This is a genomic window from Xanthomonas sp. CFBP 8151 (assembly GCF_011761885.1).
GTDB lineage: Bacteria > Pseudomonadota > Gammaproteobacteria > Xanthomonadales > Xanthomonadaceae > Xanthomonas > Xanthomonas arboricola_B.
Genome location: NZ_JAASQZ010000002.1, coordinates 109,835 through 128,273, shown reverse-complemented (window position 1 = coordinate 128,273; position 18,439 = coordinate 109,835). Strand labels below are relative to the sequence as shown.

Here is an 18,439-nt window from a genome sequence, read left to right as displayed (position 1 = left end):
GGTTTATGTTGTTGCCCTGATTGCAGCGGCGGGTTGCACTTTGAGCAGACGTACCCTCATCCGGCCCTTCGGGCCACCTTCTCCCGAGGGGAGAAGGGAAGGTCCGATGGTGGAAGGATGCATGGTTGCGCTCGTTTGTTGCGCGATGTTGCGCCGCGTTGGTCGGTTAGGCTTGGTCACCAACCTGGGAGGGTGCACGGTGAAGCGAGCGATTGCGTGGTCGATGGTGGGGGTTCTGGGGGTTTGGGGTGCTGCGACTGAAACGGTGTTGGCATCTGCATCTGCATCTGCATCTGCATCTGCATCTGCAACAACAGCAACAGCAACAGCAACGCCGATTCCGGTGCCGGCATCGACGGCATCTGCATCCACGCCCGCATCGAAGGCGGTGGAAGCTGCAGTTGCGGATGCTGCTGCTCCGCCAGCAGCACCCGCCGGCGCACTACGCGTCTACACCACCGCCCAGGGCGCACCGCAGCAGATGCGTGTCAGCACTGTCGAGGCGCCCAGGGCGGGGCATGCGTTGACCGAGAAGGAGAACTCCATCTTCGTCAATCCGCAGCGGCGCTTCCAGGAGGTGCTGGGCATCGGCGGGGCGATCACCGATGCCAGTGCCGAGACCTTCGCCAGGCTGCCCAAGCCTGCGCAGCGCGCATTGCTCACTGCCTACTACGACCCGCAAAAAGGCATTGGCTACACGCTGGCGCGTACCACCATCCACAGCTCGGATTTCAGCAGCGGCAGCTACACCTACATCAAGGAAGGCGATGCGGCGCTGAAGAGCTTTTCGGTCAGGCACGATCAGCGTTATCGCATCCCGATGCTGCGCCAGGCCATTGCGGCGGCCGGCGGCAAGTTGACGACCTTCGCCAGCCCGTGGAGCGCGCCGGCCTTCATGAAAGACAGCAACAGCATGCTCAAGGGCGGCAAGTTGCTGCCCGCGTATGCGCAGGCCTGGGCCACCTACTACACGCGCTTCATTGCGGCCTACGAAAAAGCCGGCATCCCGATCTGGGGCATCAGCCTGCAGAACGAGCCGATGGCGGTGCAGACCTGGGAGTCGATGGTATTTTCCGCCGAGGAAGAGCGCGACTTTTTGAAGAACCACCTCGGCCCGACGATGGCGCAGGCAGGCTATGGCGACCGCAAGATCATCGTATGGGACCACAACCGCGACATGATGCTGCACCGCGCGCATGTGATCTTCGACGACCCGGAAGCGGCGAAATACGCGTGGGGCATGGGCTTCCACTGGTACGAGACCTGGGCCGGGTTCGCGCCGATGGTGGAGAACGTCGCAGCCGTGGCGCAGGCGTACCCGGACAAGCCGCTGTTGCTGACCGAAGCGGCGGTGGAAAAGTTCGACCCGGCAAAGCTGCAGCACTGGCCCAACGGCGAGCGCTATGGCACCGCCATCATCAACGACCTCAATCATGGTGCGGTGGGCTGGACCGACTGGAACATCCTGCTCGACCAGACCGGCGGGCCGAACCACGTGGGCAATTACTGCTTTGCGCCGGTGCATGCCGACACGCGCACCGGCGAGGTGATCTACACGCCGAGCTATTGGTATATCGGCCACTTTTCCAAGTTCATCCGCCCCGGTGCGCGGCGGGTGAGTGCGGCCAGCAGCCGCAGCAATCTGGCAACGACGTCCTTTCTCAACACCGATGGCAGCCTGGCCACGGTGGTGATGAATGCCAGCGATGTGGCGATCCGTTACAACCTGTACGTGGGCGAGGCATCGAGCGAATTGGACATTCCGGCGCATGCCATTCAGACAGTGGTGGTGGCGCGCTAGCGCCAGCGGTGGCGTCGGGCGCGCGGGTGAGGACGTGCACTCTCAGCCGCGCTGCGCCTTCTCCGGCCTTGCAGAAAAAGAAGGCACATTCGCAGATGCCGGGTTTGTTACGCGCAGCGGTGATGCCCGACGCCGGCTACTCGCCATCCACGGCCAGCGCCGCGTGGATCAAGGCGAGGTGGCTCAGGCCTTGCGGCAGGTTGCCCAGGGCCTGGCCGTCAGTGGCATCCACCATCTCCGGCATCAGGCCGACATCGTTGCCCAGCTGGTGCAGCAATTGCTCGAGCAGGCGCCTGGCCTCGGCACGCTCGCCAAGCAGGCCGTAGGACTCCACCAGCCAGAACGCACAGGCGATGAACGCGCCTTCGCGGTGCTGCATGCCGCTGTAGCGATGCACCAACGCGCCAGTGCCGAGCTCTTTGCGGATGGCATCGCGGGTGGCGATCATGCGCTCGCGGCGCGGGCCGCCCAGGCCGAAGCGCGAAGCCAGCAACAGGCTGGCGTCCAGGTCTTCGGTGCCGGCGTAGAAGGTGTATGCCTGCTTGGCCTGTGACCAGCACCGTGCGTCGATCCACTCCAGGATGCGTTCCTGTTCGCGTTCCCAGCGCGGCAACATGGCGACGGAGAGGTGGCCGGCCCTGGCCAGCTCGCTGGCGCGGCGCAGCGCCAGCCAGCATTCCACCTTCGACATGGTGTAGTGCTCTTGGGTTTGCAGTTCCCAGAAGCCGGCATCCTTGCGCATCCAGGTGTCGGCGCATTCGTTGCCGAGCTCGAACAGCTGGCGCGCGGTTTCCCGGTCGAGGATATGACCGGCATCGAGAAAGCGCGCTGCCATTTCGAAGATGTCGCCATACAGACACAGCTGCAACTGGGTGCTGGCCGTGTTGCCCACGCGCACCGGACGCGTATTGCGGTAACCGGGGATGTCGATCTCGCGCGCGTCCGGTACCAGGGCGCCGTCGAGGGTGTAGCACGGACGAACCCCCGGGCGATGGTGCCGGATGGTGCGCATCAACCAGCTGAAGGCGGCCTTGGCATCGGCCAGGGCGCCCACGCGCAGGAAGGCCTTGGTGGTGTAGGCCGCATCGCGCACCCAGGCATAGCGGTAGTCCCAGTTACCGTTCTCACCGATCTGCTCGGGCAGCGAGGTGGTGACCGCAGCGGCGATGGCGCCGGTGGGCGAGAACCACAGGAACTTGAGTGCCAGCGCCGAGCGGATCACCGCGTCGCGGTAGCCGTTGTCGTAGCGCAGGTTGCCGCTCCATTGCCGCCACTCGGCGTCGCTGCGATCGATACGGCCGTTGATGTCCTCCAGCGTCGGCACGGGCAGGGCATCGTCTTCGGCAGCCAGCAAGGCGACCACATGCGTGTCGCCCGCGCCCACCGTGAGCGTGGCCTGCACGCCACGGTCGTCGCAGTGCGTGACCTGCACGGCGTTGCTGTCGAAGCGCAGCATGGTCATCAATTGGCCGATGTGATGCACCCGCCCGTTCGGGGTGTCGCTTTGCCAGGGCGTGGCTTGCCCGGCACGCGTACCGGGCCGGTAGAGCAGATCGAAGACCACATCGCCTTCGATGCCTTCCAGGCGCCGGGCCAGTTCGGACCACGGCAGCAGCCCGGCCTCGCCGCTGTTGAGCGATTCGGTCAGGCGCGCAATGCCGGTGTCGGTGGTGCAGGTGGTTTCGAGGATGTTGCTGCCGTCGCGATAGCGGCGTTGCACATGCTGCAGGCCACGTGGCGTCAGCGCGAAGTAGCCGCCCTCGTTGGCATCGAGCAGGCGATCGAACAACGGCGGTGCGTCCATCTTCGGCACGCACCACCAGTCGATGCTGCCGTCCGCACCGGACAGGGCCACCGAGCGGCCGTCACCGATCGCCGCATAGGCGGCAATCGGCAAGGCACCGGTGGCATCGCGTTGGAAGCAGACCCGGTGGCGACTCAAGACAGCAGCAGGCCGCCGGTGGCGCCGAAGACCTCGCCGGTGACGTAGCTGGATTCCTGCGAGGCCAGGATCACATACAGCGGCGCCATCTCCACCGGCTGGCCGGCACGCTTGAGCGGGGTTTCCGAGCCGAACTCGGGAATCTTCTCCGGCGGTTGGCCACCGCTGGGTTGCAGCGGGGTCCATACCGGGCCAGGCGCGACTGCGTTGACGCGGATGCCCTTCTCGGCGACCTGCTGGGCCAGGCCCTTGGTGAAGTTGACGATGGCGGCCTTGGTGGACGCGTAGTCCAGCAGCGTCGGCGAGGGCTGGTAGGACTGGATCGAGCCGGTATTGATGATGGATGCGCCCGGCGGCAGGTGCGGGATGGCCGCCTTGCACAGCCAGAACATCGCATACACGTTGGTCTTGTAGGTGGCGTCGAACTGCTCGGTGGTGATGTCGGCGATGTCCTTGACCGCGGTCTGCTTGCCGGCGATGTTGACCAAAAGGTCCAGCCCGCCGAGCTCCTTGACCGCGCGTGCGACCAGTTCATTGCAGAAGGCTTCGTCCTTCAGGTCGCCCGGGATGCTGATGGCTTTGCGGCCTTCGGCCTGGATCAACTGCACCACTTCCGCGGCGTCCTGCTCTTCTTCCGGCAGGTAGTTCAGCACGATGTCGGCACCTTCGCGTGCATAGGCAATCGCGGTGGCGCGGCCGATGCCCGAGTCGGCACCGGTGATCAGCGCCTTGCGGCCCTTCAGACGGCCGAAGCCCTGGTAGCTCTGCTCGCCATGGTCGGCCTTGGGCTGCAATGCATGGATGGTGCCCGGTGCTTCCTGGGTCTGCTCGGGGAACTTGGGCTGCGGAAACTGGGTAAGCGGGTTCTGCATTTCGTACTGGTTCTTGGTGCTGGACATGCACTGGCTCCTGCATTGGGGGATGGCAAGGGCGCAGCGTGCTGCGGCCCGATGCAGAGCAGTCTGGAAACACTGGCGATGCGTGCGGGTGAACGAATGTTGTGCATGATGTGAACGCGCCACGCCGATCACCTGCGAGCGGTGCTACGGGCGCCGTGCCTGCAGACCACGACCGGGAGGACAACAATGCAGTGTGTAGGGATCGATGGCGCCGGTAGCGGTTGGCTGGCGGTGTGGCAGGCCGACGATGGATTGCAGTTTGCCGGCTACCCCACCGTCGCCGCGGTGGCGAACGCATTACGCGGCATCGCTGTGCTGGGTGTGGATATTCCGATCGGTCTGAGCGAGCACGCGCCCCGCGCTGCGGATGTGCAGGCGCGGCGCGTTGTTGGTGGGCGCCGCGCATCCAGCATCTTTGCCGCGCCATTGCGCGGCATGCTGCATGCGAGCACGCAGGTGGACGCTTCTGCGTTGCATCGGGTGCTGGACCACGACGGGCAGCGTGGCTTTGGCGTGCAGTCGTTTGCGCTGCTGTCGAAGATTCTCGCCTGGGACGATGCCCTGCGCGCCGATCCGTTGTGGGCCGAGCGCGTGTTCGAGGTGCACCCGGAGGTGTCGTTCGCCGTGCTCGCCGGCGGGCACGGCCTGGCGGCGGGCAAGAAGAGCACTGCGGGCCATCAACAGCGCGCCGCCTTGCTGGGTCGGTGCTATGACGCCAGGCAGGTGGCCGCGTTGCTGGAGCGGGTGCCGCGTGCGCTGGCCAAGCCGGACGATGTGCTGGATGCCCTGGTGGCCTGCTGGAGCGCGCAGCGCATTGCCGCAGGTACCGCCGGCAGCCTGCCGGCGGTGGTGGAACGCGATGCCTGCGGGCTACGCATGGGCATCCACTACTGACTCAGCGCGTTGGTGGACATGGAATACGGCCGCTGCGCCGGATCGGTGGCCCATTGCGTGTTCGGCGTGGCCTGCATGCGGAAGCGCAATTCGCCGCCGGCCTGAATTTCTTCATGCGTCAGGTAGGCGCGGGTCAGCGGCTGGCCGTTGAGGGTGGCGCTGCCGACGTAGTTGCGCGCCTTGCTCAGGCCATCGGCGATTATGCTGAAGCGCTTGCCATTGGGCAGCTTGAGCGTGGCGCGCGGCAGGAACGGGCGGCCGATGATGTACTGGTTGCTGCCCGGTGCCACCGGATAGAAGCCCAGCGTGGTGAACACGTACCAGGCCGACATCTGGCCAAGGTCGTCGTTGCCGGCCAGGCCTTCGGGGCCGGCGTGATACTGGGTGTCCATGATCTGGGTCAGCCGCGCCTGGGTGCGCCAGGGCTGGCCGGCGTAGGCGTACAGATAGGCGACATGGTGGCTGGGCTCGTTGCCGTGCGCATACCAGCCGATCAGGCCGGTGATGTCTTCCATATGCGCGAACACCTTGGGGTCGACCTTGGCATCGAACACCGCATCCAGGCGCGCGAGCAGCGTGTCGTCGCCGCCGTGTGCGGCGGCAAGCCCTGCGACATCCTGCGGCACGTACCAGGAGTATTGCCAGGCATTGCCTTCGGTGTAGTCGCTGCCGTAGCCGCTGGCCGAGGGGTCGAACGGCGCGCGGAAGTTACCCGCACGGGTGCGCGCGCGCATGTAGCCGGTGGCCGGGTCGAAGGCGTGTTTCCAGTTGCCGGCGCGCTTGCTGAATTCTGCGGCGATGGCGGGCTTGCCGAGCTTGTCGGCCATGCGCGCGATGGTCCAGTCGTCGAAGGCGTATTCCAGCGTCTTGGACGCGGCTTCGCCTTCTTCGTCGATGGGCACGTAGCCCAGCTCGCGGTACTGCGCGATGCCGTCGTAGGGGCCGTAGTTGGCGCTGGCGACCATGGCATCGAGCGCTTGCTCGGCATCGAAGCCGCCGATGCCTTTCATGTAGGCGTCGGCAATCACCGGCACGGCGTGGTAGCCGATCATGCACCAGGTTTCCAGGCCGTGGAACGCCCAGACGGGCAGGATGCCGTAGGCGCTCTCGCGGCGCGAGGCGAGCAATGAATTGACCATGTCGCTGCTGCGTTGCGGCGGCTGCACCAGGGTCAGCAACGGATGCAGGGCGCGGTAGGTGTCCCAGAGCGAGAAGGTGGAATAGTTGGTCCAGCCATGTGCCTGATGCACAGCATTGTCCGGCCCGCGGTACTGGCCATCGCTGTCCATGAACAGGGTGGGGCCGAGCAGGGTGTGATACAGCGCGGTGTAGAGCTGGGTGCGTTGTTGCGGCGTGCCTTGCGCATCGATCGCCGCCAGCGCCTGCGTCCATTGCGCGCGCGCATCGGCACGCACGCGGTCGAAATCGAAACCGGGCACCTCCGCATCGAGATTGGCGATGGCGCCGGCCTCGCTGACCGGCGACAGCGCGACCTTGACCACCAGCGGCGTGCCATCGTTGGCGACGTCAAACACGCCCACCAGTTGCCGGCCTTCGATCTGTGCGCGCTGTGCGGGATTCTTCTCGCCCGGCGGCGGAAACCCCTTGTACGGGATGTCCTGCTCGGTGTCGTGCAACTGCGTGGCGGTGAGCGGGCGGGAAAAACGCATGGCGAAGTACAACTGGCGGCCGGGTGCCCAGCCGCGGGTTTCGCGGAAGCCGGTCACGGTGCCATCGCCGCGTACGCGCAGCCGCGACCACTGCACCTTGCCGGGGTAGTCGTACAGGCTGGTGCGCAGGTCCACCAGTACATGCGCCGGTGTGTCCTTGGGGAAGGTGTAGCGATGCACACCCACACGCGCACTGGCGGTGAGTTCGGCGCGGATGTTGCGGTCTTTCAAGGTCACCGCGTAATAGCCGGGCTGGGCCTGCTCACTGGCATGGTCGAACTGCGCGGTGTAGCCGCTGCCCGGTGTGGCGGCATCGCCGCGTTCGAGCCTGACCTGGCCGGTCTGCGGCATCAGCAGCACATCGCCCAGGTCCGAATGCCCGGAGCCGGAAAAGTGCGTGTGCGAGAAGCCGACAATCGTGGTGTCGCCATGCCGGTAACCGGCGGCCCAACCGTAGGCCTGCTTGCGCGGCTTGATCTGCGTGTCCGGGCTCAGCTGCACCATGCCGAACGGCAGCGTGGCGCCGGGATAGGTGTGGCCTTCGCCACCGGTGCCGATCAACGGGTCGACCGCGCTGAAGCCCGCGTCGTCCGCGGGTGGCGCCGCGCTGGCGGCAAAGCTGACGCAGGCGGCAAGCAGCGCCAGCCAACGCAGGGGAGACAAGGCGATCGAGCGATGCTGCATGCGAACAGTTCCAGGCGGATGCAGCGCCGGACCGTAGCACAGCTGTCGGGCCCGATCGCATGACGTCCATGCCTGCATCGTTGAGCTCGCTAACCGGTGCGCGGCGGGCGGCGGTGATGCGTGCGCCTGTCTTTGAGAGGTTGCCGGTGTTGTGCGCAGGAGACAGCGGGTGCACAGATCGGTCGCCTTTCTACACGGAACGAGCGCAATGGCAGCAGCTGCGAGATAGCGTGCGAACGTGGCGCTTCGTCTGCGGGCAATCGCAACGCCGGGCTGCTGAAATCGCGCAAACCGTCCGCATATCACCGGGATGGATCTGTTCGATACTCCCACCGCGCCCGTGCAGCTGCTGCACGATACGCAAGGCGGCGTGCGCTATTGGCTGCAGCTGCTGGCGCCTGCCGTGGCGCAGCAGTGCTTTGCCGCGTTGCGCCAGGCCACCGACTGGCACAGCCAGCGCCGCGAGATGTATGACCGTGTGGTGGAGGTGCCGCGCCTGCTGGCCTCGTATCGGCTGGATACGCCGATGCCGCCCGCGCTGCCGCTGCAGGCGCTGCTCGATGTCGTGCAGGCCGTATTGCCAGCGCCGTACAACGCCGTGGGCCTGAATCTGTATCGCGATGGCCGCGACAGTGTGGCGATGCATCACGACAAGCTGCAGACGCTGCAGGCGCCGTATCCGATCGCCTTGGTGTCGCTGGGCGCGACGCGGCGGATGCAGCTGCGCGCAAAGGACGGTAGCGCGCGTGCGATCGGTGTGGAGCTGGCGCCCGGCAGCCTGCTGGCGATGAGCCATGCCTCGCAACTGAGCCACGAGCACGGCATCGCCAAGACCGCACGTGCGGTGGGCGAGCGCATCAGCGTGGTGTTCCGCGTGCGCCCGGCCGAGCGCATGGCCGCCGGCCAGCACGGGCCGCATTGGGAGCCGGTACAAGCGCAGCGTGGCTGACAAGACGTGGTGCATGCTGCGGAGCAAGCGGAGTAAACCGAGCAACAGCAGTAACAGGAGCAACCGGAGCGTTCGAGTGCTGCGTACCAGGTGCGGGTCCAGGGCCGTGTTCGTTTGGCCGCCAGCGCGGCAGCTACGTCGGCCACGTTCTGCCCGTACGGTTGCGGTTGATTGTGCCGACCGCTTCCAGTGAGCGCACGGCACGACGTGCACGCGCGTGACGCGTCATGCCTGCATACACGCCGCACCGGTGTGCTCGCGCGGCGCTTGCGCATGGTCGCGCTGTCGCGCCCGGCATGGCGTATCCGGGTGATTGCCATCACCCTCACGGCTGGCCATGCTTGCATGTACTCCCCCCCTTAGCGTCGCCATTCCATGTCCCTGGCCGATACCCGCCACCATCAGATGTTTCCCGAGCTGGACTCGGGCCAATTGGCGATCACGCGGCGGTTTGCCAGCGGGCCGGCGCAGCGTTTCGATGCGGGCGAGATCGTCTTCGACGTGGGCGATGCGCATGCGCCGGTGTGGGTGGTGCTGGAAGGCACCATCGAAGTGGTGCGGCGCGACGGGTTGGGCAACGAAAAGCCGATCACCTTGCAGACGCCCGGCCAGTTCACCGGCGAGGTCAGCCAGCTGGCCGGGCGCGCGTCGCTGGCCGGCGGGCGTGCCGGGCCGCAGGGCTGCCTGGCGTTGCCGTTCGACACCGCACACCTGCGCGCGCTGATGATCAGCTCGGCCGAAGTGGGCGAGGTGGTGATGCGCGCGTTGATCCTGCGCCGCGTCGGCTTGATCGAAGGCGATGCCTCGGGCTCGGTATTGATCGGCGAGCCGGACGATCCGCATCTGACCCGTTTGCAGGGCTTTCTCACCCGCAACGGTTACCCGAACACGGTGATCGATGCTTCCGACGAGGAAGGCCGCGCGTTGGTGCAGCGCTTCGGCATCCAGGAACAGGAACTACCGGTGATGGTGTGCCCGAGCGGGCGGGTGCTGCGCCAGCCCAGCGATGCCGAAGCGGCGCACTGCCTGGGCATGACGCCGGACATCGACCCGGACAAGCGCTACGACGTGGCCATCGTCGGCGCCGGCCCGGCCGGCCTGGCGACGGCGGTGTATGCGGCCTCCGAAGGCCTGTCGGTGCTGGTGCTGGACCAGCGCGCCATCGGCGGCCAGGCCGGCGCCTCGGCACGGATCGAGAACTACCTGGGCTTTCCGACCGGCATTTCCGGCCAGGCGCTGGCCGGGCGCGCCTACAACCAGGCGCTGAAGTTCGGCGCCGAACTGGCGATTCCGATCGAGGCCGGCACGCTGGAATGCGGGCGCGACGATGGTGCGCTGAAGCTGGATCTGGCCGACGGCAAGCAGCTGCTGGCCAGCACCGTGGTGGTTGCCTCGGGGGCGCGTTACCGGCGTCCGGAGATCGACGGGCTGGAGCGTTTCGAAGGCCATGGGGTGTCGTACTGGGCCTCGCCGGTGGAAGCGCGGCTGTGCGAGGGCGGCGTGGTGGCGCTGGTGGGCGGTGGCAATTCCGCCGGCCAGGCGGTGGCGTTTCTGGCACCGCGGGTGAAGCAACTGCACCTGATCATTCGCGGCGAAGGGCTGGAAGCGTCGATGTCGCAATATCTGATCGACCGCATCGCCGTGCTGCCGAATGTGCAGCTGCATACCGGCACCGAAGTGGCTGCACTGGACGGCGACCCGGAGCGCGGCCTGCAGGCGGCGGTGTTGCGCACGCGCACCGATGGGCAGACCACGCGGGTGGAATTGCGGCATCTGTTCCTGTTCGTCGGCGCCGACCCCAACACCGGCTGGCTGCAGCAGTGCGTGCAGACCGATGCGCGCGGCTTCGTCGTCACCGGCAATACGCGTGGCGATGGCGTGCCGGCCTGTCTGCCGCTGGAAACCAACCGCCCCGGCGTGTTCGCCATCGGCGATGTGCGGGCCGGCTCGGTCAAGCGCGTGGCCGCGGCAGTGGGCGAGGGCGCGGCGGTCGTCGCGCAGATCCATCAATACCTGGCACATCAGGCCAACCCGGTGCCGGCATCGGAACTTGCCAGTGCTGGAGAATAGGGAATCGGGAATCGGGAATCGGAAAAGCGGTTTGCGCGCTGTTTGATTTCTTCGGGTGCGGGTTATGTGTGTTGGGCGATTGCGCATCTGCTGAAGAGGGTGCGGTTTGCCTGCTTCTCGCGCACGCGCCTTCTCAGTCCGGCCAGTGCACCTGCGGCAGCACGCCGATCTGTGGGCGGGCGAACAGATAGCCTTGCTGCAGGTGGATGCCCATGTCGCGCAGGGTGCGGTATTCGTCGGGGTGCTCGATGCCTTCGGCGATGACGGCGATACCGAGTTCTTCGCACATGCGGGTGGCGTGGCGGACGATGGCCTGGCGGCTGCGGTCGGCGTCGATGCCGCGCACCAGGGCGATGTCCAGCTTGAGCAGGTCCGGCTGGAAGTCGGCCAGCAGGCCGAGGCCGGAATAGCCGGCGCCGAAGTCGTCGATGGCGGTCTTCAGGCCACGCGCCTGGTAGGTGCGCATGATGTCGAGCAGATGCGCCGGCTCGGCCAGGTGTTCCTGTTCGCTGACCTCGAAGATGATGGCGTCCAGCGGCCAGCCGTACTGCGCGGTGGCCGAGAGCGTGGCGCGCAGGCAGTGCTCGGGGTTGTAGACCGCATTGGGCATGAAGTTGATCGACAATAAGGCCGGCAGCGCGATCTGCGCGGCACATTCGATCGCCTTGATGCGGCAGGCCTGGTCGAAGGCGTAGCGGTTGCGCTCATCCACGGCGGCAAGGATGCTGCCGGCCGATTCGCCGTTGACGCCGCGCACCAGCGCCTCGCCGGCGTAGACGCTGCGGGTGGACACGTCCACGATCGGCTGGAACGCCATGGTGATGGCGGTGGGAAAGTCCTGGCCGTCGCGGCAGGCGTTGCAAACGGGGAGCGTGGGCATGGCTGAGCAATCGTGCGGCGTGGGGGTAGCCTAGCCATATCGGCCGCAACAGTGCGTCATTGAGTCTGCACACGCGCCCTCGCGCCATCCTCACCTGGCGCGCCACGGGGCTCGGCGATAATGCGTCATCGCTCGCATCGGATGCCCCATGACCGCTCTCACCGAACGTTACGCCCTGGCCGTGGATTACGCGCGCATCGCCCATGCCGGGCAGGTGCGCAAGGGCACGCAGATTCCGTATCTGAGCCATCTGCTGGGCGTGTCCACGCTGGTGCTGGAATGCGGCGGCGACGAAGAACAGGCCATCGCCGGGCTGCTGCACGATGTGGTGGAAGATTGCGGCGGCGGTCATGAGGCGTCGATCCGCGCGCAGTTCGGCGATGCGGTGGCCGACATCGTGATGGCATGTACCGATGCCACCGCCGAAGACAAGGCCGAGGTGGACAACACCGCCAGCGCACGCAAACGCGACTGGCGCGAGCGCAAGCTGGCCTACCTGGAGCACCTGCGCAACACGCCCGAGCGCGCCTTGCTGGTGTCCGGCTGCGACAAGCTCTACAACGCGCGCACCATCGTGCAGGACCTGCAAAACCCGGCCGTGGGCCAGGACATCTTCAATGTGTTCACCGCCGGGCGCGCCGGCACGTTGTGGTACTACGGCGAGCTTGAGGAGATCTTCCGCACGCGTGGCGCGGCTACTGCACGGCTGTTCAGTGGTGTGGTGGCGCGCATGCAGGCGCTGGCCGATACCGGCGAGCAGCCGGTGCCGGTGCACGCGCTGGGGTGATCGGGTTGTAGAGCGGCTGGTTTGTGAGTTGGCTGCAGGGCCCTTGCCCGCCCACCATCGCAGGACACGCCGCAAGTACGTCCTTGTAGGCGCTTACGCGGCATCCATGCCGCGTAAGAGCCCGCGACGGTGGGCGGGCAAGGACCCGTCGGGATGGTCGGTGTACATGGTGCAAGCAGTGCATGAGGTGCCTGTAACGCGTTCAACTCTCATGTAGTTGCGGCCTGCATCAGCAAGTCAACGCACCCGTGAGATTGCCTGTTTTTCACAAAGCGACCGACCCACTTTCTGGTGCTGTGTCCTCGCCGCTTGCGGGACCGTGTGGCGGCATTGATGCCGCCATCGAGCCCCTGGGATGGCTTACGGCATAGCCCGCGAGCGGTGAGGGCGCCGCGCTCTCGATCGATGCATTTGCGTTCCAGGGCGATCAGGGAGTTGCTTGATTGAAGCGCCGCAGGACTCGCCGTCAACACTGACACCGGCTGTATGCGGCACGCGGTAGGCTGGCGCATTGTCGAATGTCGGTGTGTCACTCATGTCAAGCGCAGCGTCGTCTTCCTCCGGCCTGGTGCGCGTGCGCGGGGCACGCGAACACAATCTCAAGAACGTGGACGTGGACATCCCGCGCGATGCGCTGGTGGTGTTCACCGGGGTGTCCGGCTCGGGCAAGTCGTCGCTGGCGTTCGGCACTGTGTTTGCCGAAGCGCAGCGGCGTTACCTGGATTCGATCTCGCCGTATGCGCGGCGCCTGATCGACCAGGTCGGCGTGCCGGAAGTGGATTCCATCGAAGGCCTGCCGCCGGCGGTGGCCTTGCAGCAGGCGCGTGGCGCGCCGAGTGCGCGCTCGTCGGTGGGCAGCGTCACCACCATCTCCAATTCCCTGCGCATGCTGTATTCGCGTGCCGGCAGCTACCCGCCGGGGCAGGACATCATCTACGCCGATGGCTTTTCGCCCAATACCCCGGCCGGTGCCTGCGCCACCTGCCATGGCCTGGGCCGCATCTACGATGCGACCGAGGCGACCATGGTGCTGGATCCCACGCTGAGCATCCGCGATCGCGCGGTTGCTGCCTGGCCCGGTGCCTGGCACGGCCAGAACCAGCGCGACATCCTCACCACGCTGGGCCACGACGTCGACCTGCAGTGGCACAAGCTGCCGAAGAAGACCCGCGACTGGATCCTCTACACCGACGAGCAACCGGTGGTGCCGGTGTACGCCGGCTACAGCCTGGACGAGGCCAAGCGTGCGCTGCGCCGCAAGGAGGAGCCCAGCTACATGGGCACCTTCACCAGTGCGCGGCGCTATGTGCTGCACACCTTTGCCACCACGCAGAGCGCGCAGATGAAAAAGCGCGTGGCGCAGTACCTGATCAGCACGCAGTGCCCGCAATGCGACGGCAAGCGGCTGCGGCGCGAGGCGCTGTCGGTGACCTTCGCCGGGCTGGACATCGGCGAGCTGTCGCGACGGCCGCTGGATGAGGTGGCCGACCTGCTGCGCCCGGCTGCGGAAGGTGCCGCTGGCAAGCGCAACGACAAGCGCAGGCAGGCCGACACGCATCCCGAGCAGGCGATTGCCGCGCAACGCATCGCCGCCGACCTGCGCGCGCGGATCGAAGTGGTGCAGGCGCTGGGTCTGGGCTATCTCAGCCTGGAGCGCAGCACGCCGACGCTGTCGCCGGGCGAGCTGCAACGGCTACGGCTGGCCACGCAGATCCGCTCGCAGTTGTTCGGCGTGGTGTATGTGATGGACGAGCCATCGGCGGGCCTGCATCCGGCCGATGCGCAGGCCTTGCTGGGCGCGCTGGATCAGCTCAAGGCCGCCGGCAATTCGGTGTTCGTGGTCGAACACGAGGTGGATGTGATCCGCCACGCCGACTGGATCGTCGACGTCGGCCCGGCTGCCGGCGTGCACGGCGGGCAGGTGCTGTACAGCGGCCCGCCCGCGGGACTGGAGCAGGTGGAGGCCTCGTCCACGCGCCGTTACCTGTTCGGCACCCCGCCGCAGGTGCACAGCCACGCGCGTGCGGCCACCGGTTGGCTGCAGCTGCGCGGCATTACCCGCAACAATGTGCGCGAGCTGGATGTGGACCTGCCGCTGGGCGTGTTCACCACCGTGACCGGTGTGTCCGGCTCGGGCAAGTCGTCGCTGGTGAGCCAGGCACTGGTGGAACTGCTGGCCGCCCATCTTGGACAAACCCAGGCAGAGGAAGACGAAGCGCTGGACCCGCTGGAGCGTGGCACGCAGGTGCCGCTGGGTGGGGCGATCGTCGGCGGGCTCGACCAGGTGCGCCGCCTGGTGCGGGTGGACCAGAAACCGATCGGCCGCACGCCACGCTCCAATCTGGCCACCTACACCGGCCTGTTCGATCCGGTGCGCAAGTTGTTCGCGGCCACACCGGCCGCACGCCGCCGCCGCTACGACCCGGGGCAGTTCTCGTTCAATGTCGCCAAGGGCCGTTGCGCCATCTGCGAGGGCGAGGGCTCGGTGCATGTGGAATTGCTGTTCATGCCCAGCGTGTACGCGCCATGCCCCAGCTGCCACGGCGCGCGCTACAACGCCAAGACCCTGGAGATCGCGCTGCGTGGGCACAACATCGCGCAGGTGCTGGCGATGACCGTGGACCAGGCCGCCAGCTTCTTTGCCGACGACGCCAGCGTGCTGCGCCCGTTGCAGGTACTGCGCGAAGTGGGACTGGGCTATCTGCGGCTCGGCCAGCCGGCCACCGAGCTGTCCGGTGGCGAGGCGCAGCGCATCAAGCTGGCGACCGAGCTGCAACGCGCGCAGCGGCGCGATACCGTGTACGTGCTGGACGAGCCGACCACCGGCCTGCATCCGGCCGACGTGGATACCTTGATGCGTCAGCTGCAAGGCCTGGTGGAGGCCGGCAATACGGTGATCGTGGTCGAGCACGACATGCGCGTGGCCGCCAGCAGCGACTGGGTGCTGGACATGGGGCCGGGCGCGGGCGGTGCGGGTGGCGCTGTCGTGGCGGCGGGTGCGCCGGATGCGGTTGCGCGGCAGCGTGGCAGCCGCACTGCGCCGTTCCTGGCGCAGGTATTGCGCGGGAAATAAGAGTGGCGCACAAACCCTTTCGAGGGGTGTAGCGATGACGTCAACGTGTTGCCCAGACGCGCCTTCGATGACGAGTGAATCGATGTCGGCATGGCAGCGAGTTGCGCATCGAAGAACGCCGATCAGACCGCACTGCATCGCACGGCATGCACTGCTTGCAAACATGCACACCGACCATCTCCACTGGCCCTTGCCCGTCCACCGTCGCGGGACCTTACGCGGCATGGATGCCGCGTAAGAGCCTACAAGGACGTACTTGCGGCGTGTCCTGCGATGGTGGGCGGGCAAGGGCCCCGCAGAAAACCCGCAGATCGTCCGCTATACACCGGGGCACACGCACCGTCCAATCCCCTCTCAAGACGACCGAGAGCGTGAGCGTCAGCGCAATGTAGATGTGCCCGAGCCAACCTGGGCGCGATGCCGTCGGCGTGAGCGAGACACGCCCCATATCCATCCCCTGCGCTGAGCCATCCCGATGGCGGCTGGCGCTCAGCCCATCAATTCGAAACTTGCAGACACGCCCTCGGCCTCTGCAGAGGGCGCCACCCACACATCGAATACGCCAGGCTCTACCGTCGGCTTCAATGCCTGGCCGATAAACAGCAGCTCCTCACGGCGCAGCACGAACTCCACCACCGCGCTGCCGCCTGCCGGCACCGCCAGCTTGCGGAAGTCCTTCAGCTCGCGCACCGGGCGGGTGATGCTGGCGCTGCGGTCGCGGATGTAGAGCTGCGCCACTTCCTCGGCATCGCGCGTGCCGCGGTTGTGGATGCGCGCGCTGATGCGCAGGCTACCGGTCGCCGCCATCCGTGCATCGCTCAAGCGCAGCTCGCCGTACTCGATGCGGCCATAGGTCAGGCCATGCCCGAACGGAAACAACGCGGCATTGGGCGCGGTACGGTAGCGGGTCTTGAACGGCTGCAAGGCATCCGGGCGCGGGTCGGCACGGCCGCTGGGCTTGTGCGCATAGCTATAGGGCACCTGCCCGGATGCATACGGAAAACTCACCGGCAAGCGACCGGACGGACCGTGCGCGCCGAACAGGATGTCCGCCAACGCGTCGCCCGATGCCGAGCCCAGGAACCAGCCGACCAGGATTGCCGGTGCCTTGAGCACCGGACCATCGATCACCAGCGCACGGCCGTTGCTGAGCACCACCACCACCGGCGTGCCGGTGGCTGCCACCGCGGCCAGCAGCGATTGCTGCACGGCGGGAATGACGATCTCGCTGCGCGACTGCGCTTCGCCGGAGTAGCGCATCGGCTCGCCGATCGCCAGCACCGCCACATCCGCGGACGCCGCTGCCGTGACGGCCGCCTGCACGCCGCCGGGCAGGCCATGTTCGAAGTCGCAGCCTTCCACCACCTGCAGGCTGCCCGGGTTGCCCAGCCGCGCGCGCAGTGCGGTGGCCAGGTCGTTGCCGCTGTCGTCGCCGCCGAACAGGGTCCATGGGCCGGCGGTGTCGGTCCAGTTGCGTGCCATCGGCCCGATCAGCGCGATGTGTTGCCCCTGCGTCTTCAGTGGCAGCAGCTCGCCATCGTTCTTGAGCAGCACGATGGATTTGCGCGCCGCCTCGCGTGCCAGTGCCAAGCTGTCCGGGCGCCGCTGCCGTGCCTGTGCGCGTGCCGGCACGATGCGCAGGAACGGATCGTCGAACAATCCAAGCTCGGCCTTGAACTGCAGCACGCGCCGTACCGAGGCATCCAGTTGCGCCATCGTCACGTCGCCGGCGGCCACCAGCGCCGGCAGATGCTGCAGGTACAGCCCGCTCTGCATGCTGATGTCCACACCGGCCAAAAACGCCAGCCTGGTCGCCTCGCGCGCATCGCTGGCAAACCCGTGCCCGATCAGTTCCAGATCGCCGGTGTAGTCGGACACCACCAGGCCGCGGTAGTCCCACTCGCCGCGTAGCACCTCGCCCAGCAACCAGCGATTGGCGGTGGCAGGGATGCCGGCGATCTCGTTGAAGGCCGCCATCGTGGTCACCGCGCCGGCATCGAAGGCAGCCTGGAACGGCGGGAAGTAGACCTCGCGCAGGCTGCGCTCGGAGATGTCGACAGTGTTGTAGTCCAGCCCCGCCTCGGCGGCTCCGTAGGCAGCGAAATGCTTGGGGCAGGCCGCAAGTGCATCGGCATGATCCAGGCCCTCGCCCTGGAAGCCGCGCACGCGGGCCTGCGCAAAACGCCGGCCGAGCAGCACGTCTTCGCCGCTGCCTTCCACGCCGCGCCCCCAGCGCGCATCGCGCGCAATATCCACCATCGGCGCGAAGGTCCAGTCGATGCCGACCGCACTGGCCTCCAGTGCAGCCGCACGCGCGGTGCGTTGCGCCAGCGCCGGCTCGAAGCTGGCGGCCTCGGCCAGCGGCACCGGAAACACCGTGGTGAACCCGTGGATCACATCGGCGGCAAACAGCAGCGGAATCTTCGACCGGCTCTGCAGCGCGGCCTGCTGCAGTTGCTGATGCCACAGCACATTGGAGCCATTGAAAATGCCGCCCACCCGCCCGGCACGCGCGGCGGCAAGCTGGCCCTCGGCCGTGGGCACGGTATTGATCGGGTTGGCCGCCGCCGCCGCATCGGTCTGCTGCGCCGAACCGGACAGCGTCAGCTGCCCGGCTTTTTCCTCCGTGCTCATGCGTGCGATCAACGCATCGATGAAGGCGGGCGCCGCGGCCGCACGGCGCGGCAGCGCAACCCCCACCGGCACCTGTGCCAACACGGCTGCCGACGCGGTGCCCAGCAGCAACCCGCGACGCGTGATTCCTGTCCCCATGCCCGCCATCCCCGTCTG

At 67.0% G+C, this 18,439-nt stretch carries 12 protein-coding genes; 6 read left to right on the top strand and 6 right to left on the bottom strand.

The features are described from left to right. Positions 1–3 precede the first annotated feature (3 nt). Positions 4–372 (bottom strand): hypothetical protein, encoded by a 369-nt coding sequence (locus tag FHT08_RS19840; protein ID WP_208408944.1) that lies wholly within the window; start codon positions 370–372, stop codon positions 4–6. A 109-nt stretch (positions 373–481) separates the two neighbouring features. On the opposite strand from FHT08_RS19840, the gene FHT08_RS08295 reads away from it, so the two are divergent. Beyond that, positions 482–1,801 carry a glycoside hydrolase family 30 protein gene (locus FHT08_RS08295; RefSeq protein ID WP_208408943.1) on the top strand — a complete coding sequence of 440 codons (1,320 nt, stop codon included), beginning with the start codon at positions 482–484 and terminating at the stop codon, positions 1,799–1,801. 136 nt (positions 1,802–1,937) lie between these two features. Here FHT08_RS08295 and FHT08_RS08290 read toward each other — a convergent pair whose 3' ends face one another. Further along, positions 1,938–3,743, bottom strand: coding sequence for a glycoside hydrolase family 15 protein (locus tag FHT08_RS08290; protein WP_166774849.1), 1,806 nt, complete (start codon positions 3,741–3,743; stop codon positions 1,938–1,940). Next, positions 3,740–4,642, bottom strand: coding sequence for an SDR family oxidoreductase (locus FHT08_RS08285; RefSeq protein ID WP_166774848.1), 903 nt, complete (start codon positions 4,640–4,642; stop codon positions 3,740–3,742). Before FHT08_RS08285 ends, FHT08_RS08290 begins: the two co-directional genes overlap by 4 nt. 186 nt (positions 4,643–4,828) lie before the next feature. Between FHT08_RS08285 and FHT08_RS08280 the strand changes: the two genes are divergently transcribed. Next, a complete protein-coding gene (locus tag FHT08_RS08280) occupies positions 4,829–5,536 on the top strand; it encodes a DUF429 domain-containing protein (RefSeq protein WP_166774847.1) in 708 nt (235 codons plus the stop codon). Here FHT08_RS08280 and FHT08_RS08275 read toward each other — a convergent pair. Then, positions 5,530–7,890: a GH92 family glycosyl hydrolase gene (locus FHT08_RS08275; protein ID WP_166774846.1), complete on the bottom strand. Its 2,361-nt coding sequence runs from the start codon at positions 7,888–7,890 to the stop codon at positions 5,530–5,532. The genes FHT08_RS08280 and FHT08_RS08275 overlap by 7 nt on opposite strands. 310 nt (positions 7,891–8,200) lie before the next feature. On the opposite strand from FHT08_RS08275, the gene FHT08_RS08270 reads away from it, so the two are divergent. Next, positions 8,201–8,839: an alpha-ketoglutarate-dependent dioxygenase AlkB gene (locus FHT08_RS08270; RefSeq protein WP_166774845.1), complete on the top strand. Its 639-nt coding sequence runs from the start codon at positions 8,201–8,203 to the stop codon at positions 8,837–8,839. A 375-nt stretch (positions 8,840–9,214) separates the two neighbouring features. Next, entirely contained in the window at positions 9,215–10,909 is a 1,695-nt protein-coding gene (locus FHT08_RS08265; protein ID WP_166774844.1) for an FAD-dependent oxidoreductase, read from the top strand. A 133-nt stretch (positions 10,910–11,042) separates the two neighbouring features. Here FHT08_RS08265 and FHT08_RS08260 read toward each other — a convergent pair whose 3' ends face one another. Next, positions 11,043–11,789: an EAL domain-containing protein gene (locus FHT08_RS08260; RefSeq protein ID WP_047124152.1), complete on the bottom strand. Its 747-nt coding sequence runs from the start codon at positions 11,787–11,789 to the stop codon at positions 11,043–11,045. Between the two features lie 148 nt (positions 11,790–11,937). On the opposite strand from FHT08_RS08260, the gene FHT08_RS08255 reads away from it, so the two are divergent. Together FHT08_RS08255 and FHT08_RS08250 are read left to right on the top strand one after the other, a co-directional pair. After that, a complete protein-coding gene (locus FHT08_RS08255; protein ID WP_166774843.1) occupies positions 11,938–12,576 on the top strand; it encodes an HD domain-containing protein in 639 nt (212 codons plus the stop codon). A 535-nt stretch (positions 12,577–13,111) separates the two neighbouring features. Continuing rightward, the gene (locus FHT08_RS08250; RefSeq protein ID WP_166774842.1) at positions 13,112–15,649 is read left to right on the top strand and encodes an excinuclease ABC subunit UvrA; all 2,538 of its coding nucleotides are present in this window, start codon (positions 13,112–13,114) and stop codon (positions 15,647–15,649) included. A gap of 489 nt (positions 15,650–16,138) precedes the next feature. Here the strand turns inward: FHT08_RS08250 and FHT08_RS08245 are convergent, their stop codons facing one another. Further along, a complete protein-coding gene (locus FHT08_RS08245; protein ID WP_166774841.1) occupies positions 16,139–18,421 on the bottom strand; it encodes a glycoside hydrolase family 3 N-terminal domain-containing protein in 2,283 nt (760 codons plus the stop codon). Positions 18,422–18,439 lie beyond the last annotated feature (18 nt).